At 67.4% G+C, this 23,478-nt stretch carries 21 protein-coding genes and 1 pseudogene; 11 read left to right on the forward strand and 11 right to left on the reverse strand.

Translation table 11 applies throughout. The annotated features are described in order from the left end of the window. Positions 1 to 137 precede the first annotated feature (137 nt). The 9 genes from ACQY4Y_RS14395 to ACQY4Y_RS14435 form a co-directional block, all read right to left on the reverse strand. On the reverse strand, positions 138 to 506 hold the full coding sequence (locus ACQY4Y_RS14395; protein ID WP_428491294.1) for a hypothetical protein: 369 nt from the start codon (positions 504 to 506) through the stop codon (positions 138 to 140). Further along, positions 490 to 1,797, reverse strand: a complete 1,308-nt coding sequence (locus tag ACQY4Y_RS14400) for a DUF3422 family protein (RefSeq protein ID WP_428491295.1) — start codon at positions 1,795 to 1,797, stop codon at positions 490 to 492. The genes ACQY4Y_RS14395 and ACQY4Y_RS14400 overlap by 17 nt, the downstream gene beginning before the upstream one ends. Next, complete coding sequence (gene bchO / locus ACQY4Y_RS14405; protein ID WP_428491296.1) at positions 1,781 to 2,653, reverse strand: alpha/beta fold hydrolase BchO; 873 nt, start codon at positions 2,651 to 2,653, stop codon at positions 1,781 to 1,783. The genes ACQY4Y_RS14400 and bchO overlap by 17 nt, the downstream gene beginning before the upstream one ends. 8 nt (positions 2,654 to 2,661) lie before the next feature. Then, a complete protein-coding gene (locus ACQY4Y_RS14410) occupies positions 2,662 to 4,419 on the reverse strand; it encodes a magnesium chelatase subunit D (protein ID WP_428491297.1) in 1,758 nt (585 codons plus the stop codon). Then, entirely contained in the window at positions 4,416 to 5,432 is a 1,017-nt protein-coding gene (gene bchI / locus ACQY4Y_RS14415; protein ID WP_428491298.1) for a magnesium chelatase ATPase subunit I, read from the reverse strand. Before bchI ends, ACQY4Y_RS14410 begins: the two co-directional genes overlap by 4 nt. A gap of 153 nt (positions 5,433 to 5,585) precedes the next feature. After that, entirely contained in the window at positions 5,586 to 7,736 is a 2,151-nt protein-coding gene (locus ACQY4Y_RS14420; RefSeq protein WP_428491299.1) for a GAF domain-containing protein, read from the reverse strand. Positions 7,737 to 7,756: 20 nt separating this feature from the next. Then, complete coding sequence (gene ppsR, locus ACQY4Y_RS14425; protein WP_428493644.1) at positions 7,757 to 9,127, reverse strand: transcriptional regulator PpsR; 1,371 nt, start codon at positions 9,125 to 9,127, stop codon at positions 7,757 to 7,759. Positions 9,128 to 9,225: 98 nt separating this feature from the next. Continuing rightward, a complete protein-coding gene (locus ACQY4Y_RS14430; protein ID WP_428491300.1) occupies positions 9,226 to 9,768 on the reverse strand; it encodes a response regulator transcription factor in 543 nt (180 codons plus the stop codon). Then, entirely contained in the window at positions 9,765 to 10,652 is an 888-nt protein-coding gene (locus tag ACQY4Y_RS14435) for a S1C family serine protease (RefSeq protein WP_428491301.1), read from the reverse strand. Before ACQY4Y_RS14435 ends, ACQY4Y_RS14430 begins: the two co-directional genes overlap by 4 nt. Positions 10,653 to 10,827: 175 nt before the next feature. Here ACQY4Y_RS14435 and ACQY4Y_RS14440 point away from each other — a divergent pair, with 175 nt between their 5' ends. From ACQY4Y_RS14440 to ACQY4Y_RS14465, 6 genes are all read left to right on the forward strand, one after another. After that, positions 10,828 to 11,349, forward strand: coding sequence for a hypothetical protein (locus ACQY4Y_RS14440; RefSeq protein WP_428491302.1), 522 nt, complete (start codon positions 10,828 to 10,830; stop codon positions 11,347 to 11,349). 204 nt (positions 11,350 to 11,553) lie between these two features. Next, on the forward strand, positions 11,554 to 12,189 hold the full coding sequence (locus tag ACQY4Y_RS14445) for a glutathione S-transferase family protein (protein ID WP_428491303.1): 636 nt from the start codon (positions 11,554 to 11,556) through the stop codon (positions 12,187 to 12,189). A 93-nt stretch (positions 12,190 to 12,282) separates the two neighbouring features. Continuing rightward, entirely contained in the window at positions 12,283 to 13,002 is a 720-nt protein-coding gene (locus ACQY4Y_RS14450) for a pyridoxamine 5'-phosphate oxidase family protein (protein ID WP_428491304.1), read from the forward strand. Positions 13,003 to 13,069: 67 nt separating this feature from the next. Next, a complete protein-coding gene (locus tag ACQY4Y_RS14455; RefSeq protein ID WP_428491305.1) occupies positions 13,070 to 13,531 on the forward strand; it encodes a glycine/sarcosine/betaine reductase selenoprotein B family protein in 462 nt (153 codons plus the stop codon). Positions 13,532 to 13,594: 63 nt separating this feature from the next. Beyond that, complete coding sequence (locus tag ACQY4Y_RS14460; RefSeq protein WP_428491306.1) at positions 13,595 to 14,242, forward strand: hypothetical protein; 648 nt, start codon at positions 13,595 to 13,597, stop codon at positions 14,240 to 14,242. Positions 14,243 to 14,945: 703 nt separating this feature from the next. Continuing rightward, positions 14,946 to 15,425, forward strand: coding sequence for a hypothetical protein (locus ACQY4Y_RS14465; RefSeq protein WP_428491307.1), 480 nt, complete (start codon positions 14,946 to 14,948; stop codon positions 15,423 to 15,425). Between the two features lie 124 nt (positions 15,426 to 15,549). Here the strand turns inward: ACQY4Y_RS14465 and ACQY4Y_RS14470 are convergent. After that, positions 15,550 to 15,950 (reverse strand): annotated as a pseudogene (locus ACQY4Y_RS14470) (RidA family protein). A 171-nt stretch (positions 15,951 to 16,121) separates the two neighbouring features. On the opposite strand from ACQY4Y_RS14470, the gene ACQY4Y_RS14475 reads away from it, so the two are divergent. From ACQY4Y_RS14475 to ACQY4Y_RS14485, 3 genes are read left to right on the forward strand one after another with little or no spacing between them, the layout of a single operon-like run. Then, positions 16,122 to 17,516 carry a class-II fumarase/aspartase family protein gene (locus tag ACQY4Y_RS14475; protein ID WP_428491308.1) on the forward strand — a complete coding sequence of 465 codons (1,395 nt, stop codon included), beginning with the start codon at positions 16,122 to 16,124 and terminating at the stop codon, positions 17,514 to 17,516. After that, complete coding sequence (locus ACQY4Y_RS14480) at positions 17,513 to 18,358, forward strand: FAS1-like dehydratase domain-containing protein (protein WP_428491309.1); 846 nt, start codon at positions 17,513 to 17,515, stop codon at positions 18,356 to 18,358. The genes ACQY4Y_RS14475 and ACQY4Y_RS14480 overlap by 4 nt, the downstream gene beginning before the upstream one ends. 39 nt (positions 18,359 to 18,397) lie before the next feature. Next, a complete protein-coding gene (locus tag ACQY4Y_RS14485) occupies positions 18,398 to 19,639 on the forward strand; it encodes an ABC transporter substrate-binding protein (RefSeq protein WP_428491310.1) in 1,242 nt (413 codons plus the stop codon). A 1-nt stretch (position 19,640) separates the two neighbouring features. Here ACQY4Y_RS14485 and ACQY4Y_RS14490 read toward each other — a convergent pair whose 3' ends face one another. Beyond that, the gene (locus ACQY4Y_RS14490; protein WP_428491311.1) at positions 19,641 to 20,327 is read right to left on the reverse strand and encodes a helix-turn-helix transcriptional regulator; all 687 of its coding nucleotides are present in this window, start codon (positions 20,325 to 20,327) and stop codon (positions 19,641 to 19,643) included. Between the two features lie 81 nt (positions 20,328 to 20,408). On the opposite strand from ACQY4Y_RS14490, the gene ACQY4Y_RS14495 reads away from it, so the two are divergent. Together ACQY4Y_RS14495 and ACQY4Y_RS14500 are read left to right on the forward strand one after the other, a co-directional pair. Continuing rightward, positions 20,409 to 21,833 carry an MFS transporter gene (locus ACQY4Y_RS14495; protein WP_428491312.1) on the forward strand — a complete coding sequence of 475 codons (1,425 nt, stop codon included), beginning with the start codon at positions 20,409 to 20,411 and terminating at the stop codon, positions 21,831 to 21,833. Next, positions 21,830 to 23,476 (forward strand): FAD-dependent oxidoreductase, encoded by a 1,647-nt coding sequence (locus ACQY4Y_RS14500; RefSeq protein WP_428491313.1) that lies wholly within the window; start codon positions 21,830 to 21,832, stop codon positions 23,474 to 23,476. Before ACQY4Y_RS14495 ends, ACQY4Y_RS14500 begins: the two co-directional genes overlap by 4 nt. The last annotated feature ends 2 nt before the right edge of the window (positions 23,477 to 23,478 follow it).

Below are 23,478 nucleotides of genomic sequence, written 5' to 3' on the forward strand. Positions count from 1 at the left end.
CGCATGCGGCGGGGCCGGGAGTGTTGGAGCGTGGAGGGATGGTTCCGTCAACAAGTCCATACACCGAAGTGTAAGCTTAGGATGACAGTTTTGGCTAGGGGTCCAAGCTTGCAGTTTTGCCACCCGAAGAGCGGTGATCAGCCGAACCAGCGTTGCCTCAGGTCGGCCAGATGCGCCACCAGGGATGCCGCCAGAGCAGCCGGCAGCCAGGGCCAGGTGGTTCCATCCAGTGCCGCGCGGATTGCCAACATCAAGAACACACCGGGCAACAGCATCAGCACGATTCCGATCGGGCGTATCGCACGGCGTTCCGTTGCTTGCGCGGGTTCGACGGAGCCAGGGGGCGCTGTCTCGCCATGGGCGGCGGAGGCTGACGAACCGCGCGGCCGCGGCGGGGTCGAACGATTGGCGACGCGTCGGCATGCGAGGAGCAGGCCGATCGCCTCCAGCAGCGTCAGGGCGAGCACCAGATCAACGATGTGCGGCGAGCTAAAAATCCGCTGCATGCTCGCTCTCGCTCGGGCGCGTCACGGTGCGGCGGATATGGTGGATGCCAAGGAATGCCACCGCCGCGACTACGGGTATGCTGACGCCGATCGCCAGCGCGGGGTCGATGTGCAGGCCGGCGAAGCGCAGCGCCTCGGCGGCGTGGCCAACCAGGGCGGAGACGTAATAGGTCACCGCGGCGACCGACAGGCCCTCGACGGTCGATTGCAGGCGCAACTGCAAGCGTGCTCGGCTGTTCATCGAGGCCAGCAGTTGCTGGTTCTGTTGTTCGCGCGTCAGGTCGACCCGGATCGACAGCAGGTGGGTGGCGCGGTCCACCCGCAGGGAAAGCGATTCCTGGCGGCTGGCGATGGAGCGCCAGGTGTTCATCGCCGGTGCCAGCCGACGTTCGGTAAATTCACCGAACGTCTGCAGGCCGGTGATACGCTGTTCACGCAGTTCGTCGATGCGCCGGCGCATCAACTCGTAATAGGCGTCGGCGGCACCGAATCGGTAGCGCATTTCCGACTGCTGATTTTCGATCTCGGCCTCAAGCTGGGTCAGGCGGTCGAGCAGCGCGGGTTCCTCGGCTGGCTTAACCGATACCAGCAGCGCGGTGATGCTGGCGAGTTCACGCTCGGAGTTGGCGAGCACGGGCCCGGCGTGACGGGCCACCGGAAGTGCCAGCAGCGCCAGGAGGCGGTAGGTGTCGATTTCCAGCAGACGTTGCGCGATCCGCCCGGCCTGCCAGGGTGTTGTCGCGTGGTCCAGCATCAGGTGGCGGCTGAAGCCGTCGGCGTGGATCTGAAGATCGGTCAGCGCGGTGACGGCGGCACCGGACACGGCGGCGCCGACCGGCATGTTGCCGTCGAACCAACGGGTCGCGATGGCGGCCAGGTCAAGCGGGCTCGGTTCGGTCTTGATCAGGGCGACGTGGGCGGCGACCATGACCTGGCCTGGAAGGGCGGCGACCCAATCGGGGGGCAGTTCGGCAATCGCGGGGCGATGGAAGGCGTCGTCGGCATCACCTTCGGCGATGAAGGTGAAGCGGACGAACTCGGTGTGCCGCTCCCATTTGACCCGCAGCGGGCCGAGCTGGGCGCTGAAGTGCAGCACGCTTTGCGGTGGCGGTTCCAGGTTGTGGCGGCGGCACAGGTCGCTGATCGCGGCCCAGCCGGCTTCGCGCTGCGGCGTGTCGCAGAGCAGCGCCAGGTAGGACAGCCGGGACGGGGCGATCAGCGGCTCCGGCGGGCGGGCGTGCACCTCGTCGTTCAGTTCGATCCGCTGGGGGTGATCAGCCGGCAGCTTCATGCGGCACCAGCGGGCGCAGCAGCGCGGCGATCTCGGCGGGACGCTCTTCGTGCGCGAGGTGGCCCGATCCGCGCAGCGAGACCAGTTCCGCGGTCGGCACCAGGGCACGCACCCGATGGGCTTCGGCCGGCGGAACCATGCCGTCGCGACTGCCCGTGACCAGGACCAGGCGGCAACGCAGGACTGGCATATCACGCTGCAGCGGACGCAGGTCCCAGTTGGCCATCAGCGACAGCGCGCCGTGGACATGGCCGGAATTGCCGGCCAGCCGGCTGTACAGCCGCATGCCTTCGGGATCGATGATGGACCCGGTGGACCGCATCATGCGCTCGACGCTGGGGCGGGACCCGGCGAACAATGCGAACGCCTTGGCGGTGACAGTTGAGCTCGCCAGGAACCTGGCGGCAGGGCCGAAGAAATCATTGGCCATGCCGGGGAACGGCAGCAGCGCTCCGGCCAGGCTGACAACGGCGATCGGTTCGATGGCGCCTTGCAGGGTCATGTGCACGGCGATCGCGGCGCCGGCTGAATGTCCGACGGCGAGGGCGGGCCGCAGTCCCAGTTCGCGTAGCATGGCGTCGATGCCGTTGGCCACCGCGACGAGCGAATAGCCCGAGGCGCGGGTCGGCGAGGCGGTGAAACCGTGTCCGGGCAGATCCGGCGCCACGACGGTGAAATCCGTTGCCAGCATCGGCGCCAGGGCGCGGAACGAGTGGGTGGACGCGCCGGTGCCGTGCAGCAGCAGCACGACCGGTCCCTGGCCCAGCACCTGGACGTGCCAGCGCAGACCGCCGGCCCGGACAAACCGGCTGGAGGCACGGTTCGGCCAGTCGCGACCGTCGCGCTCCCAGTTCAACCGCCCGCTCACGCCGCGGCGGCGGCTCGGACCGCGCGTGAAAGAGCGCCGGCATCGGCGTACGGCAGCGGCAGGTAGTGCGCCGCCATCTCGGTGGCGATGCGGCGGGCGAACGGGTTGGGCCGCGGAGAGGTGTCGATCAACAGCGCGGCAACCCTGGAAGCGCGCAGCGCTTGGGCGGCTTGAATGGCCTCGGCCTCGGCGCGCGGGCGGCCGCCGGCTCCGTCACGCGCGATGTTGGCGTGGGCGTCGGTCAGCAGTGTGATCACCGGGGTGCGGCCGGCGCGGCGGACGGTTTCGGCCAGCGTGGTCGCTGCCTCGATGCCGGCTGCCAGCGGGGTGGGACCGCCGCCGGGCAGGCCAGCCAGGCTGCGTTTGGCGCGGAGCAGGGATCCGGTGGGGGGCAGCAGAAGCTTGGCGGCATTGCCCCTGAACGCGATCAGCGCCACCTGATCGCGGCGGACGTAGCAATCAGCCAGCAGTAGTTCGACCGCGCCCTTGGCTTCAGCCAGGCGGTGCATCGCGGCGGACCCGGATGCGTCGACCGCGAACACGGTGGTGGCGCCGATGCGCTGGCGAAAGCGGACGATGCGAAAATCGTCCTTGCGCACTTCGAAACGGCCGGAGCGCCGGCGCAGCGCCTGCCACGGGGCGGCGGCTTTCAGGGTTTCCAGTACATGCAGCCGAGCGCCGTTGCGCGGCTCGCCTGGGCGGGTGCCGATCGGACGGCCGCGGGTGGTGGAGGATCGGACCTGACCGGCGCGTCCGGGTGCGCGGGCGGGTCCTCTTGGCGCGTCGTTCGCCACCAGGGTTGCCAGCAGATCGACTGGCAGGGCCGCCTTGACGGCGTCGAGCACGACGTCGGATAGAGCTTGGTCGGGCAAGGTTTGCGGGTCCGCGGTCGGGTCTTGCGGGTCCTCCGGGGATGGGTCCGGCTGTTCGGCGGCGTCGGCCTGCTGGGGGGCGGGGAATCGGGTCGCGCGCGGCGTGAGAACGAGCCGCGCCGCTAGTCCGAGGTCAGCGTCGGATATCTGACCGCTGCCGGATCGAACCGCAGCCGCGCGGGCTGCCCGCAGAGCCAGCAGCGGGGCGCGAAGCGAGTCGATTCCGAGTGCCAGTGCGGCGTGGCACAGGGCTTCGGCGGCGGTTGCAGGCGCGGTTTCGAGCGGTGTGGGGTCGAGCGATGTGGGGTCGAGCGATGTGGGGTCGAGCGATGTCGGGGCTGGCGGGGTGGCGGCCGAGCGGGCGATGTCGCGTAGCGAGACCTCGGTAAGATCGATGTGGAACGCCATCCGATCCAACAGTGATGCCGGCGTGCGTTCGTCGCTTTCGACACCTTCGTCCAGAGCCACGATGGCAAAACGAGTCGGCAGGACCCGCGCCAGTCCATCGCGCTGCAGGGTGACGGCGCCGGTGTCGAGCGCGGCGCGCAGGCGGGCCTGGGTGGCGGCATCGATCCGTTCGGCCATGGCGAGTATCACGACGCCGCCATCGGCCTCCGCCAGCAGGCCTTTTTGCGCCACCGGGCGCCCGGCCTGCAGCGTCGCGGCGAGATCGAGTCCGCCAAGCAGGCGGTCGTCACCGACGTGCAGCGGCAATCGGCGCACCGGTCGTTCCGGCGGCAGGAATTGATGCAGCAGCTTCAGGAAATGATCGCGCACCGGCCCGGCCGCGGCGCGTATCGACAGCCCGCCCAGGCCGATCGGGTCGACCGTGAACAGCTCCAGGGATCGCAGCGCGTCGGCCCAGGCGGCCGCCCCGCTCATGGGCCGAGGATCTCCTCGGCGGCCCGGGCGACGCGGGTGCTGGCGACGGCTTCGTCTAGCGGGTTTCGACGCAGGCGATGGCCCAGCACCATCGCCGCGACCCGGCGCAAATGGGTGTCGGCGAGCTGAGCATCGTCGTTCAGTGCTGCCAGGGCGCGTGCGGCGCGGATCAGCGTCAATTCGCCACGCAGGCCATCGGTGCCGAGGGTCATGCATAGCCGGGCGGCTTGTTCCAGCGCGCTGTCGGCCACCAGGACGGAAGGAAGTCGGTGTTGTGCAGCAACAATCTGGCGGCGCAGCTTGTCCTGCGGTTTGCGCCAGCTTTCGGCGAACGTTACCGGATCGGATTCAAACCGGTCACGGCGGCGGATCACCTCGACCCGGGTCGGCAGATCCATCGGCGTGCGCACTTCCACCGAGAGGCCGAAGCGGTCGAGCAACTGCGGCCGGAGTTCACCCTCTTCGGGGTTGCCGCTGCCGATCAATACGAAACGGGCGGGATGGCGAACGCTCAGCCCCTCGCGCTCGACCACGTTCTCCCCGGACGCGGCGACGTCGAGCAGCAGATCGACCAGGTGATCCTCGAGCAGGTTGACTTCATCGATGTAGAGGAATCCGCGGTTTGCGCGAGCCAGCAATCCGGGCTCGAACAGCTTGACCCCGGTCAGCGCGCGTTCGAGGTCGAGCGCGCCGACAATGCGATCCTCGGTGGCGCCGAGTGGCAGATCGACGACCGGCACCGGCGCGGTCTCGCTTTTACCCTTGCCGGCGGCGCGGCATTCGGCGCACCAGCGATCGAGTGAGGCCGGATCGCAGCGGTAGCGGCAGCCGGCCATGACCTTCATCGGCGGCAGCAGGGCGGCGAGCGCCCGCACCGTGGTGGACTTGCCGGTGCCGCGATCGCCGAACGCCAGCACGCCGCCGATGCCCTGATCGACGGCCGCGATCAGCATCGCGAGCTTCATGTCCTCTTGCCCGACGATCGCGGCGAACGGGAAGGCGGCGCGTGTCACCGGCGATGCTTTTGGCTGACGGCTGGGGCACCGCTCGGACTGACGGATCGGCTGGGATGCATCGCAGCGTTATCACGTGGGCGGTTGGGAGGGTCAAGCCCGGTTGTCAATGATGCAACCAACTGTCATGCGCGGATGACACTCGCCGGGCTTTCACTCGCTGGAGGAATGCCAGATCAGGTAGCCCAGCATCTCGGCGGTGCGGGTGACGGACTGCCGGATCGATTCCAGCATGTTCGGCATTTGCGCCGGATCGACTCCATCAGCGATTTCCAGGGCGGCGAGTTGGGCGTTTTCGAGCACGGTGGAGAGAAGGTTGCGGAACACCAGATCGGATTTCGAATCGAGCCGGCCGATTACTGGGCGAGGCTGCTGGATCACGCCTTCCTGGAAACGCCGGCGCGCGCTCTCGGCCGCCTTGCGCTCTGTCAGGTCGGTGAACATGAGGGTGAAGCCGAGCAGGCGGGCCTGCGGCGCGAACACCGGGTCGGCCCGGACCAGGAACGGCATCGGGGTATCGAAGCGGCCTTCGAGTTCGACCTCGCCTCGCCAGCCGCGGCGGTTTTTCACCGCCTCTTGCAGCGCGGGCTCAGGGGTGGCGAACAGGGTCGGCAGATCAGACACCGAGGATGGCCGCTTGGTGTGCGGCGGCAGCAACGCGTCGAATGCCGAGTTGATCTGCAGGATGATCCCGTCGGGGTCGGTGATGACCACCGGATTGCCGGATTGCTGCACCTGGCGGCGGACCTGTTCGACCTGATCCTCGGCGATCAGGGCGCGCACCGAGCGAAACTGGGTAACGACATCGCTCACGCTCTCACCGATCATGCGCGCGGTGGCGAGGTCGGCTGGACCCCACGGCTCCGCCGTGGCTTCCACCAGTTGGTGCCACTGGGCGAATGAGCGACGCGGGGAAAGGGTCAGGGGATCGTCGCCGGCGAGATGCGGCTCGAACGGATTGCCGCCCCAGGTGACGGTGCGGATTCGCTCGGGCCGTAGCCAGATCAGATATTCGCCCGCCACCGAGGAGACCGGAACCGCCAGCAGGCCGCTGGCGATCGGGGTCAGCGCGGCGAATTGCGGGGCGTCCTTGGCAAAGGCCGTGGTGGAGACAAGAGCGGCGCGCGGTTGCTTATCCAGCCAGGCGGCGATGTCGCGCAGCGCGGCAGTGCTCGGAACTTCGCCGACGGTACGCACCTCGCCCTCGAAAATCAGTGCGGCGCCGGTTGCGCCAAGCGGTTCGAGCAGGGCGGTGGATCGATCGAACAGGGCGTTGCGCCAGTCGCCTTCCTTGGAGATCACCCGGACCATCTGTTGTTCCAGGCGACGGACCGAGAATTCAGCCTGGGCCTGGATGAAGCTTTCCAGCGCGGCGATCCGGGTTGCCACCGCTTCGGCCAGCAATTCGCAGACCGCGCGCTCCTCGAAGTGCATGAAGCGGGGGACGTAGTGATGGCACGATACCAGCCCCCACAGCTTGCCGTTGACCAGCAGCGAGACCACCAGGGTACCGCGAACGCCCATGTTCTTCAGGTACTGCACGTGAATCGGCGAAATGCTGCGCAGCGAGCAGAGCGACATGTCCAGATGATCACCGGTGATCGGCGACAAAGGTGGGGTCAGGGCAGCCGGGGTGTATTCGACGTCACGCAACACGCGGACTCGGTTGCGCTCGTACAGGCGCCGGGCGATCTGGGGGATGTCGGTGGCGGGATAACGATTGCCGAGGAACGGTTCGAGCGTTGGTTCCCTGGCCTCGGAGAACACCTCGCCATGGCCTTCCTCGTCGAAACGATATACCATTACGCGATCGTAACTTGTGAGATTCCTGAAGATGCGGGCGGTTTCGTCGCACAGCGCGCGCAGGGTTGACGCCGCCATGATCGCCTGCAGGGCTTTTTCCAGGTGATGCGACAGCTCGACGGCGGGGCCGGCGCGTTCGAGTTCGATGATCAGGCCGCCGCCGAGTGGGCGGTGGATCAGGCAATCGAATTCACGGCGGCTGCGACCGACGTTGCAGCGGACGCCACGGATGATTTCGTGCAGCGGATCGGCGAAATGGGGATGCAGCCGTTCGGCCAAATTCCCTGGAATCTGCTCCAACGATTTGCCAATGGGATTGCTGTCGAGACCGAGGAACGAAGCGGCGTTGTCACTGACCTGGATGATTGCGTTGTCGGTTTCGCGCACCAGCAACAGAGCGCCATGCGGTTGAACCGAACCAGCCAGATGAATTTGTTCGCGTTCGCAGTTTAGAAGATCGGCCTGCCCGAAGGCAGGCGTCGCGGCCGCACTAGTCGGCACAGTTCATCCTCCCGACTTGCTTATGCGTCGGAGTATGGACCCGTGCGTGAATGTCCGTCCATCTCGTACTGAGCCAGTTTTTTGTAAAAGCCTTGTCGGCTCATGCCGAGAATTTCGGCTGCGGCGGTGCGGTTGCCGTCGGTGAGGTCGAGCGCGGCGACAATGTAGTGGCGTTCCACCAGGCCGACCGTGTCTCGAACCAAGGAGCGTAGCGAGGCCTTGCCGGATTGTTCGATGATCGCGGCGAGCGCGGCGTGCAGGCTGGGGGAATTTTCACTGACCGGGACGCGGCGGCTGACGTCTCGTAACAACAGCGCGATGTCGTTTGGCTTGGAAGCGGAATCGCCGGCGGCGGAGATTTCGACAGCGGTATCGCCGCCGAGTTCGCCGTGGATGCTGGTAGCGAACAGGCGGACGGAACCGTAACGGTTCAGATTGGCGAGCAGGGCGGCCAAGTCGGCTCCCGGCTCGGACAGCCAGCGGCTGAGCGGTTCGCCGAGCACGGCGCCCTCGGCACCGGCCTCGGCGAGGTCGAGGAACGCGCGATTGACCCGGCGGATGACGCCGTCGCGATCGGTGACGACGAAGGCGTCGGGCAGGCGATCGATGAAGGTATCCAGCTTGGAGCGATCGGTGTCGCGCACGGCCGGTGCCTGAGCGCCGCCGGCGGGGGCGAGTTGAACGAGGAACATCGGGCCCGGGTCGCTGGTCATCAGCGAGGCCCGCACCAGCCATGGGGTGCGTTGCGGCCCGAGGTGCAACAGCACGCCGGGCGCGCGGCCGGCCTGGCTGACCCGTTTCAGCATCGCTTGGAACTGGTCGCGTTCCTCGGCGGCCATTTCCGGCAGCAGGTCGCGGCCACGGGCAAGGCCCAGCGCGCGCATCGACGCCGGATTGGCTTCGATAATGCGCAAACTGTCGGCGTTGAGCAGCAGCACGGCCTCGTTCGAGGCGTCGAACAGCAGGCGGTAGCGGGTCTCGACCTCGCGCAGCTTCCAATATTCCTGCTCCATTGCCTGTTGGGCGGCGACCAGCCGCGACTGCAGGTCGGCGACGGCATTCAGGTTGCGCCCGACGGCGATCATCCCGGCCTTTCCGCCGAGACGGACGGTGGTGTATTCCATCGGGACTTCGAGGCCGCTGGGGAAGCGCTGGTTGACCTGACGGAAGGCGGAGACGCCGTTTTCGCGAGCGTCGGCCAGCATGCCCATGACCTTGCCGCCGAGGTCGTCGCCAAAGGTTTCGACCCATGGTCGGCCGCGCCAATCGTCGATCGGTTCGTCGCAGACGGTGTTGGAGACCATCACGTCCTGAATGACGCCGTCGAGGTCCATCATCAAGGTGACGTCGGGCTGTGCAATGTTGATGCCGGGCGGCAGCGCGATGGTAATCGTAACCTCCTGTAGACGTCACCTTCCGAAGTGGGTCAGCCCACGGCGGTTTACAGCCCAAGACGAGCGATTTAGGCCGCGTTCCGGGGTCCTGGAGGTTAAAGTTCGATCACACCGCCGCGCAGGCCCTTGGTGACGGCTTCGGCTCGGCTGGTGGCGTCGAGCTTGGTGAACAGGGCCTCGAGATGGAATTTGACGGTATGGATCGAAATTCCTAGGCGGCGGGCCATGGCCTTGTTGCTAAGGCCCTCGCCGATCAGGCCCAGGATTTCGCGCTCCCTCGGCGTCAGCAGCGGCATGTCGTCGGCCGGCGCGAAGCCCTTGATATCGGGCGCGGCGGTGGAGCGCACCAGCAGGCCGGCGGACACCGCGCGCAGCGCGGCATCCAGTTGCTGGGCGGTGGCGTCGGGCGTCAGCACGCCGGCCGGTGCCCCCGCGGGTGAGCCTCGGGTAAGTGCAACGACCGGCGCCTCGGCTTCTTTCGGTAACGGCGCGGACCCCCGATCCATATCGCATAGCTCCACGTCCGGGGTTTCGTCGGTGAGGGTATGGCCGGCGGCCTGCAGCAGCGCCGCGAGGCCGTGGCGGCGCACCGGATCGGTAGCGTGCACACGGACCCGCAGACCACCGGTCCCGCTCATGCCGGCGGACGAGCGGCGATGGTCACGCTGATCGCCTGCACCGCGCCGGCGCGCAGCACTCGCAGCGCGGCGGCCTGGCCGATGCGGTCGGCATTCAGCACGGCCGACAGGGCGCGCGGCCGATCGAGCGCGCCGCCATCGATGTCGAGTACGATATCGCCGGGCAGGATGCCGGCCGTCTCGGCTGGGCCGCCGCCGGCGAGGCTGACCACCATCAGCCCGCTGTCGCGGCCAGCGGACTGACGGAAACTATCCGGAATTGATACTGGTTGCAGACCGATTCCGAGCCAGGCGCGGGGGATTCGGCCATCTTTGAGCAGCGGGTCGATGACGCGGCTGAGCGTGGCGGTCGGGATGACGATGGTGCGCCGGCGCGGCCCGGAGGTGGACATGCCGATCAGGTCGCCGGTCAGCGAAAGCACCGGGCCGCCCTCGTCGATGCCCAACCTGGTATCGAGCCGGATCAGCGCATCGATCCGGCCGCCTGCCATGCTCTGCCAGGCCTCGCCCCGTGCGTGCACCATTGCCAGCCGCGCGGTTGGATGGCCGGCGGCATCGGCTCCGGCCAGCAACGCGAGGCTGCCGACGCGGACCGCTCCGGCCGGCGGTGGTAGGGCGCCTTCCAGGGGTGCCTGCAGCTTCAGCACGGCTACGTTGGTGCTGGGGTCGCGGCCCGCCAGCGTCGCCTGCACGATTTGGCCGCCGCGCACCACGGCACACGCGGTGGCGTCTTGCGGCAACGTCTGTTCCGAGGCGACGACGACATCGGGGCGCCACAGGATGCCACTTCTCGGCTGCCGGCCGGTCTGGATGCCGACGACGACCGGTGCCGCGGCGGCGATGCGGTCGGCGAGAACGGACGATAATTGCTCGATCATATCCATGCGCTGATGACCTCCTTGCATGGTCGCAGCTTGCGCTGGTTTTGCCGGCGCTGGCATCGGGCGGATGGCCGGGACGCCGCCTCGCCTGATGGCCGGGTGCCGGCGTTTGATTTGGGCAAAGACGGGACGACTTCCATGCCTTCGGCAGGCCGGCGTGTTCACGGGCTTCTGACGGTTGCGGCGCAACCCCTGGGGCGGTTGCGGCGCAACCCCTGGGGTTACCGCCCGCTCGCGTCTTGGCAACAAAGCGAACCGTCGTGGCATCATCGCTATCGGGTCGGCGCTGGCGTATTGGTCGATCCCGCTGCAGGCGGTGTATTGCGGCGCCAAGTCGGCGATCCGCGGCTTCACCGACACTCTGCCCTCCGAGTTGATCCACGACCGGGCGGGGATCGGCTTGTGTATGGTGCATCTGCCGGCGGTGAACACGCCGCGGGTCGATTGGGCGCTGAACAAGCTGGGCCGACGGATGCAGCCGGTGCCGCCGATCGACCAGCCGCAGGTTCCCGCGCGCGCCATCGTGTTCGCGGCGTTTCATCCCAGGCGTGAGATCTGGGTCGGCTTTCCCACCGTGGTGGCGATCCTGGCGAATCGCATTGCGCCTGGCCTGGCCGATTGGTATCTGGCGGGCAGCGGCTCTATACTTGGCAGATCACCGGCGAACCGCAGGCGGCCGACGCGCCGGCCAACCTATTGACCCCGGTTGCGGGCGATGTGGGCACGCACGGACGGTTTGGCCCGGAGGGCGCGCGTAACGAAAGCTGGGAGATGTTTACCAGCCGTCATCGGGATGCGGTCGCGGTCGGGGTGGTCGGCCTGCTGTTCCTGGTAAGCCGGCGGCTGTTATGGAAGCGACGGTGACGATGCGGCCGGCCCCGGGCGACCTCGAAGGAGCAAGCGCATGACCGATGCGGACAAGATCGTGCTGTTTCATTGCCCAAATTCGCGGTCCAGTGGAACGCTGGTTCTGCTCGAGGAACTTGGCGCCCCCTTCGAACTCCGGGTAATGAACATGCAGGCCGGCGAGCAGCGGCAGCCGGCCTATTTGGGTGTCAATCCGATGGGCAAGGTGCCGGCGATCCTGCACGGCGATGTGCTGGTGACCGAGCAGGTGGCGGTTTATCTATATTTGGCTGATCTGTTTCCGGGGGCGGGTTTGACGCCGCCTATTGGTGATCGGAGGCGCGGTTCGTATTTGCGCTGGATGGCGTTCTATGCCGGGTGCTTCGAGCCCGCCGTGGTGGACCGTGCGATGAAGCGCGAACCCGGGCCGCTGGCGATGTCGCCTTACGGCACGTTCGACACTGTCATGGCAACGTTGAATACGCAGCTTCAGGCTGCTCCGTTCATGCTGGGCCAGGCGTTCTCGGTGGCCGATGTGCTGTGGGGTTCGGCGTTGGGGTGGACCACGCAGTTCGGTCTGGTTGCCGAAACGCCGGAGATCAAGGCCTATATCGGCCGGGTCAGCGAGCGCCCGGCGGCGGTGCGGGTTCGGCAGCAGGACGCGGCGCTGGCGGCACAGCACAAGACGTCATGACATTGGAACGATGACGGCGCCTGGAATTGGTCGGATCAATTTGGCCGAATATTGCCGAAAACAGCAGATCAATTTTGCTCAGGGCCAGGCGCGATGCCGGATAGCGATGCAGCGAGTTTTCCGATCTCTAACCGCAACCGTCTGCGGCGGCGGCACGAACGCGGCCGGTTCGACAAGGCGACGGTGTATGACATCCTGGATTCCGCGATGCTGGCGCACATCGCCTATGTGATCGATGGCCAGCCGTACTGCACGCCGACCGGGTTCTGGCGCGAGGATGACAGTCTGTATTGGCACGGGTCGTCGGCCAGCCGCATGATCCGCAGCCAGTCGGGGGGCGTGCCGGTGTGCGTGACGGTGACCCACTTCGACGCCATTGTGCTGGCGCGCAGCGGCTTCCATCACTCGGTCAACTACCGTTCGGTGATGGCCTTCGGCACGGCGCGCCTGGTTGACGGCGAGGCTGAGAAGCGTCGGTTGATGGATCGCTTCGTGGATCGGCTGTTCCCTGGCCGATCGGGCGAGATCCGGCCGCCGACGGCGCAAGAGATGAAGGCGACCAGCTTCGTGGTGATGCCGATCGACCAGGCGTCGGGCAAGATCCGTTCGACCCATGTTTCGGACGACGAGGAGGACTATTCGCTGCCGATTTGGACGGCCCGCATTCCGCTGCGTCAGGTGCTGGGCGAGGCTGAACCGTGTCCTCGGCAACTGCCTGGGCTGAAGGTTTCGCCGGGCATGGCGGGGTATCGTGATGGGCGTCTGCTGGAAGAGGCTTTGCGGGACGCGTTTGATGTGACGTATCCGGACTGATTGCCGGGGGACTTGCGGACGCCTGCCGGAGCTTGCGCCACACCGCCCTGTGTGGCAGGGTCGCGTCATGGCACGCATCGAAGACCTTCCCCAGCCGACCCGCGACGCGGTGTTGAGTATTCCTTGTCCGGCGTTCGAGACGACGCCGTTCGTATCCGGGCCGCCGCTGGCGCAGCGCCGGGTTGCGATCGTGTCCAGCGCGGCGCTGATCCGACGCGGCGACAAGCCGTTTGCATTCGGGTCCGGGGAGTGCCGCTTTGTTGCGGCTGACACGCCGGCAGCCGATCTATTGCTCAGCCACGTGTCGATCAACTTCGACCGCGCCGGGTGGCAGCGCGACATCAACGTGGTGTTTCCGATCGATCGGCTGCGCGATCTGGCCGGGATGGGTGAGATCGGCGGCGTGGCGGAGACGCATTACACCGTGATGGGGTCGACCGACCCGGCGGAGATGGCAGCGGCGGTGGACCAGATCGAGGGGCAACTGCGGCAGGAACGGATCGATTCCGTACTGCTCAGCCCGGTCTGACCGCTTTGCACGCGCGCCGTGTGCGCGCTCGGGCACAAACTGGAAGAACGCGGATTTTCGACGGTGGCACTCGCGTCGGTGCGGGCGCAGGCGGAGAAGACGCGGCCGCCGCGCGCGTTGTGGACCTCGGCCATGCTGGGGCGGCCGGTCGGGGAGCCGGAGGATCCGGCGTTTCAACTGCGGATCATTCGGGCGGCGTTGCGGTTGCTGGAGCGGACGGATGGGCCGGTGATCCTGGAGGATTTCCCGGATGACCCGCCGGGGTGGGTGGATCATCCGGGCTGGACGGCGCCGGGAACGGATCCATCGGATGCGTTTGCGGCGGAATTGACGGCGATGCTGCCGCTTTGGCAGGTGGCGCAGGCGCGGTTCGGCCGCACCTCGGTGGGGTTGAGCTTCCAGGCGCCCGAGGCGTGGCCGGGGTTTGTGGCGGCGCTGCTGGATGGGGGTCTGCCGACGGTGGCGGCGCTGGGCACCACGGCTTTGTCCGCCAGGTTCCTGTGCGATGACATCAAGGCGCTGTATGGCGAGGCGGCCCAGGCGGTGGGGCCGGCGCCTTCGGCGCGGCAAGTGGATGGCTGGTTCTGGCGGCGGACCGCGGCGGGTGGGTTGTTGCGGCGGCTGCGGCTGGTGGCGATGCAGAGTGAGAACAATGCGCTGAAGACGGTGGGGGGACGGTTTTTCGTGCCGGCGCCCTGGGTGGAAGGGTAGGTCGGGGGCGTCCGCGCGGGCGAGAGGGCGGCTCATTGCCAGTGCGTCGCCGTCGCACAACGGGATCTCATGTTACATCAAACAATTAAAGGCAGCGGCCACACGGTAAGACAGACGTCCGTTATCTCGATCAAATCCCGCCGCCGCGGCGATTAAACCCCCTGAGAACTCGCCGCACAAGTCGGCATCGATCCGACCGATTGCTATCCGAGGGTAAGGACCGCGGCAAAGTAACAATAATCCGCGTTGATCAGCCTGATTCCGTGTTTTCGACACCCCAAGCCCGCCCAGATCGCCAAAAAGCCGGCATCGCGACCTGGGTCAACCACGCCCTTTCCACGCCACCAATCACCGTCCCCACCATAACCCCGAAACAACCCGCCCGGCTCTGCGGCCTCGTCACTTGGGCCGGAAATTATTCTTTCGTAACCAGGAAAACCCCCCTATACCCCGGCCGAACAAACATCGAACCCGAAGCCGAACCCATGTCACTTCCCGCCATGTCACTTCCCACCATGTCACTTCCCGCCACGCTGCCGAAAACCCTTCCCACCGCCCTCCTCGAAACCATTATCACCCGTCTCGCCCCGCTCTTCCTCATCGGCGCCGCGGGCAACGCCGAAGCGGCCCGCCACGCCGCCGCCCACATGCTCGTCGCCTATCACCCAAAACCGGCGAGGAACTCCGCCTCGCCGCCAACATCGTGGCGTTCAGTTTCCAGTCGCTCGAAGCCCTCTCCCAGGCCGCCACCGCCGATATGTCGCTCACCCGCATCCTGCGTTTGCGCGGCAGCGCCGTCACCCTCAGCCGCGAATCCGCCAAGGCCGAACGCCGCCTCGGCGAACTGCAGACCGCCCGCCGCAGCGCCCCCGCCACCCAACCGACGGCCACCCAACCGACGGCCACCCAACCGACGGCCACCCAACCCCTTGAAACCCAGCCCGAGATCCCCCAACCCCGGATTGAGAAAGCCATCGCCCTGATTCAGGACACCGCCGAAATCGCCGCCACCGCCGAAGCCAGCAACCAGACCTGGGACCAGGCGCACGAACAACGCCAGCGCGACGCCCGCATCGCCGCCAGCCTGCAACGCGCCGAAGCCCGCGTCGCCGCCCTCGCCTCCGTCCCAGCTCAATCCGTCCCGCCCCCGCACGTCGAAACAGCCGGCCACCATCCGGCCTGACCCGACGCCCGCCCCGCGACTGCCGCTCGCGATCAGGCCGAAGGTGGCATCATTCCGGCAGGCCGTCGCGATCCCCGTCGATGCCACGTTGATGACCCGAAGTCGCCGCGACCAAGGGTCCCGCTCAGTCCGCCACCGCCACCGCTTCGATCTCGATCAGCCACTCTGGCATTGCCAGCGCGCTCACCCCCACCAGGGTGCTGGCCGGCGGCGTCCGGCCGGCGAAAAACGGCATCCGCGCGCCGCCGATCACGGTTCGGTATTCAGGCTTGTAGTTCACCACGAAGGTCGTTGTCTTGACGATGTCGGCGTAGCCCACCCGGCGGCGCCCAGCGCCAGACCCAGATTGCGCATTGCCTGCTCGGTCTGCGCCGCCAGGTCACCCGCGCCGACCAGCGCTCCGCCCGCGTCGATGGACACCTGCCCGGACACATAGATCATGCGCCGGCCCGACGCGACGACGACCTGCGAGAATGCCGCGTTGTGCAGCAGCCCTTCCGGACGTGGATAGTCCACTGTGCTCATGCCATGAACTCCTTTTGAGATTGGCCAGACGTCGATCAAGCTTCTCGGCCCCGGCGGCGTTGCTCCGCCCCAAGCCTGCCCGTCACGCTGATCCGGCGCCGCGCCGGGGTTGCGGCCCGTCCCCCCGGCTGCGATCCTCCGCGGCAATAGCACTTCGCCCGGGAGCGCGCCATGAGCGACACCTTGCCCACCGCCACGCGGGTCTCCGACCCCGGAATCCGCGCACTCTACCGGTTGGAAAACCGCTGGCAGGCCTGGCTCGACGTCGAGGCCGCACTCGCCCGCGCCCAAGCCGAACTCGGCATCATCCCACCACCAGCCGCCGCCGCCATCGCCGCCGCCGCGCGGCTGGACAAGATGGACCGAAACCGCATCGATGAAGCCCTGGCCCGCACCGGCCACACCATCGTTCCGCTAGTCTGGGAACTCGGCCGCATCGTCGGCGATCCACATGGCGGCTGGGTGCATTGGGGCGCCACCACGCAGAACATCACCCAGACCGGCGACCTGCTGGTGCTGCGCCAGGCACACGACGTGTTCCTGCGCCAGATCGGTGAAATCCTGACCGCCATGGCCGATCTGGCCGACCGAGGCGCCGACCTGCCGATCGCCGGGCGCACCCACGGCCAGCACGCGGTGCCGGCCACCTTCGGCTACAAGGTCGCGGTCTGGATCGACGAACTGCTGCGCCACACCGAACGCTTTCAACAGGCCGCACCCCGACTGTTCGTCGCCATGCTGGGCGGCGGCGCCGGCACCTTCGCCTCGCTCGGCCAGAACGGACCCGCCGTGCAACAGGGCATCGGCCGACTGCTCGGATTCGGCTCGATGACCGTGCCGTCGCGCGCCATCGGCGACCACCTCGCCGAAAACATCATGCTGCTCGGCCTGCTCGCCGCCACAAGCGGCAAGATCGGCCGCGAAATCTACACCCTGATGAAGACCGAGTTCGCCGAACTCGAGGAACCGGTGCCCCCCGGCACCGTCGGCAGCTCCACCATGCCGCAAAAACGCAATCCCAAGCTGTGCCAGGACATCATCGCCGCCGCCGCCGACATCCGATCCCAGGTCCCGCTGGCGCTGGAAGCGATGATGACCGAACACGAGGCCGACCGCACCACCAGCCTGATGATGGACACCGCCGAGCAGCGCGCCTGCATTGCCACTGGCGACATGCTGGCCCGAATGGCCGAGGTGATGCGCGGACTGCAACTCGACCCCGACCGGATGCGGGCCAATCTGGACCTCGGCGGCGGCCTGATCATGGCCGAGGCGGTGATGCTGCAACTCGGCGGCCCGATCGGGCGCCAACACGCGCATGACGCAGTGTATGACGCCGCCCAGCAGGCCTTTGTAGAGCGCCGCCCGTTCGGCGAACTGCTGGCCGCTGACTCCCGCGTGCGGGCGCACCTGAACGCGAACCAGATCCAGGCACTGCTCGACCCCACCGCCTATACCGGACTATGCGCCGACATGGCCCGCCAGGGCGCGGCACGCGCGCGCCAGGCCGCGCAACATCTGGGCCGCCCCGCCGCCCGCCCTGCCGCGACGGAGCAGCCGACATGACCGAACTCGACGTCACCCATCTGCGGTCCTGGATCGGCCGCCAGGAAACGCTGCACGATCGGGTCACACGCTTCCCGATCGCCGCCCTCGCCGCCACCCTTGACCGTGACGATTCGCCCCCCGTTCCAGGCGATGCGCTGCCGCCGCTGTGGCACTGGCTGTACTTCCTGCCCACCGCGCCACAATCGGTGCTCGGTCCAGACGGACATCCCGAACGCGGCGGGTTCCTGCCGCCGGTGCCGCTGCCGCGCCGGATGTGGGCCGGCGGCCGGTTCACCTTCCATCAGCCGCTGCGCGTGGACGAACCGATCACCCGCACCTCCACCATACAAGACGTCACCGTCAAGCACGGGCGCAACGGAACGCTCTGCTTCGTGCTGGTGCGCCACGAGGTCTCCGCCGGCTCTGGCCTGGCCTTGGTCGAGGAGCACGACATCGTCTATCGCGCCCCGCCGCGCCCCGGCGACCCGCCCAGCCCAACCGCCCCGGCGCCGACCGACGATGTCTGGCGCCGTCGGGTCCAGCCCAGCGAGGCGCTGCTGTTCCGCTACTCCGCGCTGACCTTCAACAGTCATCGTATCCACTACGACCGGCGCTACGTGACCGAGACCGAGGGCTATCCCGGGCTGATCGTGCATGGCCCGCTGATCGCCACCCTGCTGATCGACCTGCTGCGCCGAAACACCGACCGCGCGGTGGCGACGTTCCGCTTCCGCGCCGTCAGCCCGCTGTTCGATACTGCGCCGTTCTCGCTGCATGGCGTGCCCAACGATCACGGCGCCTCGCTCTGGGCAGCCAATCCGGACGGCAACCTGGCGATGCAGGCCGAGGCCACCTTCTGACCAAGCGCCGGACACGCGCACAACGATAGGAACATAACGATGATGCGCCGCCGCACCCTGTTGCTCGCCGCCCCCGCCGTGATCGCCGCCCGAAGCGCCGCCGCCGCCCCGGCGGTGAAGGTCGGGGTGATGTTCCCGCTGACCGGCAACTCGGCGGCCTCGGGTGCCGAGGCGAAGGCCGCCGTCGAAGTCGCGGCCGAGATCATCAACACCGGCCACCCCGAACTGAAGGGCCTGACCGTGGGCACCACCGCCGGCCTGCCCGGCCTGGGCGGCGCCAGGATCGAGCCGATCTACGTCGACCACCGCGGCGATCCATCGATGGCACAGAGCCTGGCGCTGAAGCTGATCACCGGCGACAAGGTGGCGGCGCTGTTCGGCTCCTACCAGTCCTCCACCGCGATGACCGCGACCGCGGTGGCCGAGCGGTATGGCGTGCCGTTCGTGGTGGCCGATTCGGTAGCCGCGAACATCACCGGGCGAGGCTTCAAATACACCTTCCGGGTGACCCCGATCGCTGCCAACTTCGCCGATAGTTACATGCGATTCCTGTTGGACCAGAAGAAAGCCGGGCGCCGCGTTCAGGATGTTGCCATCGTCAACGAGAACACCGATTACGGCAGCTCGGTCGGCGATGCGATCGCCGCCGAAGCCGCCAAGGTCGGATTGCCGGTGTCGATACGCGTGCCATACAGCGCCAACGGCGCCGACGTCTCGGCCCAGGTGCTGCAACTGAAGGCCAAGAACCCGTCGGTCGCACTGTTCGTCAGCTATGCCTCCGACGCCATCCTGTTCATGCGCACGATGAAGACGCTGGATTACCTGCCGCCGATGATCATCGGCGATTCGGCCGGCTTCTCGGACCCCGCGTTCCTGCCGACCGTGGGCAACCTGGCCAACGGGCTGGTCAATCGCAGCGTTTGGAGCAAGGGGCCGCCGGGCAGCCTGTCGGCCCAGGTCAACGCGATCTACCAGGCCAAGACCGGCAACGAAATCGGCGATGTCAGCGGCCGTTCGCTGCAGGCTTTCTTCGTGCTGGCCGATGCCCTGAACCGCGCCGGCTCAACCGATCCCGCCAAGCTGCAAGCCGCCTTGCGCGCGACCGACATGCCGCGCAGCGCGATGATCATCGGCTACGACGGCGTCAAGTTCGATGCCAGCGGCCAGAACATCGAAAGTGCGACCTACCTGACTCAGCTTCAGGGCAAGGCCTATGTCACCATCTGGCCGGCTGACGCCGCGGTGGCCAAGGTGCAATGGCCGATGACCGGATGGCGATAGCTCAGGCCGAGCGCTCCTTGCGCAGCGCCAGCCAGCCCGCGAGTCGACCGTTGTCGGGCGGATATTGATCCGGCATGACCGTTATTTGATCGATTCTATCGATCCGAAAATGGCGGTAATCGTTTCTCATCTCGCACCAGGCCGCGATTAGCGTCACGTCCACGTAGTAGGCCAGCGCGATCGGCCACACCGTGCGCCTGGTGCGGCGGTTCCGCTCGTCGACATAGGCCAGGCGCAGCTTCCGTGTATCGCGGATGGCGCCGCGGATCTCCGACAGATCGACACCGTCGGACACCAGCGCGCTACCGCCCGAAACATAGAACGGCGCCGCATCGAAATAGGCGCGCGTCTGGTCCGGCAGCACCACGGCGATCTTCGACAACACGCTGGCGGCGGCATCTTGCAAGGCCGGGTCGCGCAGCCGCTTGACCAGTTGCGCGCCGACCGCGATGGCGTCCACCTCCTCGGTGGTGAACATCAGCGGCGGCAGGTCGAAGCCGCGGCGCAGCACATAGCCGATGCCGGCCGCGCCCTCGATCGGCACCCGCCTTGCCTGCAGCGTGGCGACATCGCGATACACGGTGCGGGCGGTCACCTCCAGCCGTTCGGCCAGCCCCGCCGCCGTCATCGGACCCTTCGCCGAACGCAACGCCTGGATGATATCAAACAGCCGATCGGCTCGGCGCATGGCGGCCCCCCGAGACTGCTGACACAACGCTGTCAGCAGCGCGGTTTTAGCATGCAATTCCTCATCACGGGAGGAGTGGGCATGCAGCCGACCGCCAAGCCGAACCGAGTAGCGCGGATCACCGCCGCGACCAGCCTGGGATTCGCCGTCGTGCAACTGGATACATCGATCCTGAACGTGGCGCTGCCGCGGATCGGCGCGGCTCTTGGGGCCAGCCTCGATGGGCTGCAATGGGCGGTCGACGCCTACCTGCTGGTGTTCGCGGCACTGCTGCTTTCGGCCGGGGCGCTGGCCGACCGGATCGGCGCCAGGCGCGCCTTCATCGGCGGTTTCTGGATCTTCGCCGCCGCCTCGCTGGCCTGCGGCCTGGCCACCTCGACCGCCATGCTGGTCGGCTTCCGCGCGGTGCAGGGGATCGGCGGGGCGCTGCTGGTGCCCTGCTCGCTGGCGCTGATCAATCACGCTTGCGCAGACGACACCGCAGCGCGTTCACGAGCGATCGGCATCTGGACCGCGTCCGGAGGGGTGGCGCTGGCGGTGGGCCCGGTCGCCAGCGGTATCCTGCTGACCACATTCGGCTGGCGCTCCATCTTCCTGGCCAACCTGCCGATCGCGGCGCTGGGGGTCTGGATGGCCGGCCGTTTTGCCGTCGATACGGTCGAGCCGGCTCGGCGCGGCATCGACGCGCTTGGCCAGGTGCTGACAATCGTTGCACTGCTGGCGCTGGTCTGGGCTATCATCGAGGCCGGCACGCGGGGCTGGACCGCGACCGTCGTGCTGGCTGGGTTGGCGCTGAGCGCGAGTGCCGCCGCCTGCCTGCCCTGGGTGGAACGCCGGGCGCGCGAACCGGCGATCCCGCTGGAGTTCTTCCGGAACCCAATCTTCAGCATAGCAACGATCGCCGGCTTCCTGATCAGTGTCAGCATCTACGGTCTGAGTTTCGCGCTGACGCTGTATTTCCAGAAAGTGCTATCCTACACGCCGGCCGAGACCGGCTGGGCGTTTGTCCCCTTCGCCCTCGGGGTAACGGTGTCGAACCTTGCCGGCGGATGGCTGTCGGCGCGGGTGGGCGCCCGGGTGCCGATGGCCGGCGGCCTGCTGCTGGCGGCGGCGGGGTTCTGGCTGTTGCGCGGCCTCGGTGCCGATGCCGCTTACGCGTCGATGCTGCCGGCGCAACTGTTCGTTCGTTTTGGTATCGGCTTCGCGGTGCCACCGATGACCGCCGCACTGCTGGCGACGGTGCCGCGTGCGCGATCGGGTTCGGCGTCTGGCCTGCTGAACGCCATGCGCCAGGCCGGCGCCGCTGTCGGGGTGGCGCTGTTCGGCGCGCTGATGCGCGGCGACATGGTGGGCGGTTTCAGGATTGCCGTAACGGTGTCCGCTGCATTGCTTTTCGTTGCCGCTTGCTGCGCCGCGTTGGGCATCCGCGGCGAACGCCGGGCCGGGCTCTTTCGGGGGTCTGCCGAAGCGAGCAGACTGGGATCAAACAGGAGGCAGCGGGTGTGAGACAAGTTGCGACCAAGGTGCTGATCGCCGGCGGCGGTCCGGTGGGGCTGACAGTGGCGATGGACCTGGCCTGGCGCGGCATCGCCGTGCTGGTGCTGGAAAGCCGCGCGCCCGGCGAACCACCTAGTGTCAAATGCAATCATGTCAGCGCCAGGACGATGGAGATCTTTCGCCGCCTAGGCGTGGCGCGGGCGGTCCGCGATGCCGGCCTGCCGGCGGATTACCCCAATGACGTGGCGTTCCGAACGACGACGACGGGAACCGAGCTTTCGCGGATTCCGATCCCTTGCCGGGCCGACCGCTATAGTGCAACCGGCGGCCCCGATACCTGGTGGCCGACACCGGAACCGCCGCACCGGATCAACCAGATCTATCTGGAACCGGTGCTATTCGCCCATGCCGGATCGATGCCCGGCCTACGCATCCTGAACCGTGTGCAATTGACCGGCTTCAAGCAGCATGACGATGGCGTGACGGCGAGCGCGGCCGATCTGGATGGCGGCGAGGACCTGACTATCTCGGCCGACTACCTGATCGGCGCCGACGGCGCGCATTCGCTGGTGCGACGGCACATTGGCGCCACCCTGAGCGGCGATGCGATGCTGGAGCAGCGGCAGTCCAGCTACATCCGAGCACCGGATCTGCTGCGGGCCACGCCGACCAAGCCGGCCTGGGCGAACACGTCACTCAATCCGCGGCGCAGCGCCAACATGTTTGCCATCGATGGGCGAGAGACCTGGCTGGTCCACAACTACATGCGCCCCGGTGAGACGTTCGACACCGTCGATCGTGAATGGTGCATCCGTACCGTTCTGGGCGTCGGCCCGTCGTTCCCGATCGAGATCATCGCCAAGGAGGATTGGACCGCTCGGAGAATGATCGCTGACCGGTTCCGCGACCGGCGGGTATTCCTGTGCGGCGATGCCGCGCATATCTGGGTGCCTAATGCCGGATACGGAATGAACGCCGGAATTGCCGACGCGATGAACCTATCGTGGATGCTGGCCGGCGTGCTGAAAGGCTGGGCTTCGCCAGCCATCCTCGATTGCTACGAGATCGAACGGATGCCGATCACCGATCAGGTGTCTCGTTACGCGATGGCGACGTCCACCGCGTTGGCGCGGCAACGCGGCGTTGTGCCCGACAACATCGAGCACCCCGGCCCCGACGGCGACGCCGCCCGCGCCAGGCTTGGTCAGGACGCCTACGACATCAATGTCGGTCAGTTCTGTTGCGGCGGCCTGAATTTCGGATCGTTCATAGAACAATCACCGATCATTGCCGGCGATGCGTCGGTCGCGCCGGGCTACACGATCTACGACTTCACGGCGTCAACGGTTCCGGGTTGTCGCACGCCGCATATCTGGCTGGCGGATCGCGAATCACTATACGACGTGATGGGCCCCGACTTCACGCTTTTGCGATTCGATCGGGACATCGATGTCGGGGATTTCGCCGCCGCGGCGGCGCGCAAGCGGGTGCCGCTGAAGGTGGTCGATGTTTCGACAAACGAGCCCGTCTATGCAGAGAAACTGGTGCTGTCGCGGCCGGACCAGCATGTCGCCTGGCGCGGCAACGCCGCACCGGCGGACCCGGCCGGTTTGATCGACCAGATCCGCGGGGCACGGGGCGCGCGCGGATGAAC

This window comes from Rhodopila sp., from assembly GCF_965277165.1.
Taxonomy (GTDB): domain Bacteria; phylum Pseudomonadota; class Alphaproteobacteria; order Acetobacterales; family Acetobacteraceae; genus Rhodopila.

Coding starts and splice junctions, on each gene's coding strand:
- ACQY4Y_RS14395 (WP_428491294.1), bottom strand. CDS start 506: ATGCAGCGGATTTTTAGCTCGCCGCACATCGTTGATCTGGTGCTCGCC.
- ACQY4Y_RS14400 (WP_428491295.1), bottom strand. CDS start 1,797: ATGAAGCTGCCGGCTGATCACCCCCAGCGGATCGAACTGAACGACGAG.
- ACQY4Y_RS14410 (WP_428491297.1), bottom strand. CDS start 4,419: ATGAGCGGGGCGGCCGCCTGGGCCGACGCGCTGCGATCCCTGGAGCTG.
- ACQY4Y_RS14430 (WP_428491300.1), bottom strand. CDS start 9,768: ATGAGCGGGACCGGTGGTCTGCGGGTCCGTGTGCACGCTACCGATCCG.
- ACQY4Y_RS14435 (WP_428491301.1), bottom strand. CDS start 10,652: ATGGATATGATCGAGCAATTATCGTCCGTTCTCGCCGACCGCATCGCC.
- ACQY4Y_RS14445 (WP_428491303.1), top strand. CDS start 11,554: ATGACCGATGCGGACAAGATCGTGCTGTTTCATTGCCCAAATTCGCGG.
- ACQY4Y_RS14450 (WP_428491304.1), top strand. CDS start 12,283: ATGCCGGATAGCGATGCAGCGAGTTTTCCGATCTCTAACCGCAACCGT.
- ACQY4Y_RS14455 (WP_428491305.1), top strand. CDS start 13,070: ATGGCACGCATCGAAGACCTTCCCCAGCCGACCCGCGACGCGGTGTTG.
- ACQY4Y_RS14475 (WP_428491308.1), top strand. CDS start 16,122: ATGAGCGACACCTTGCCCACCGCCACGCGGGTCTCCGACCCCGGAATC.
- ACQY4Y_RS14480 (WP_428491309.1), top strand. CDS start 17,513: ATGACCGAACTCGACGTCACCCATCTGCGGTCCTGGATCGGCCGCCAG.
- ACQY4Y_RS14485 (WP_428491310.1), top strand. CDS start 18,398: ATGATGCGCCGCCGCACCCTGTTGCTCGCCGCCCCCGCCGTGATCGCC.
- ACQY4Y_RS14490 (WP_428491311.1), bottom strand. CDS start 20,327: ATGCGCCGAGCCGATCGGCTGTTTGATATCATCCAGGCGTTGCGTTCG.
- ACQY4Y_RS14495 (WP_428491312.1), top strand. CDS start 20,409: ATGCAGCCGACCGCCAAGCCGAACCGAGTAGCGCGGATCACCGCCGCG.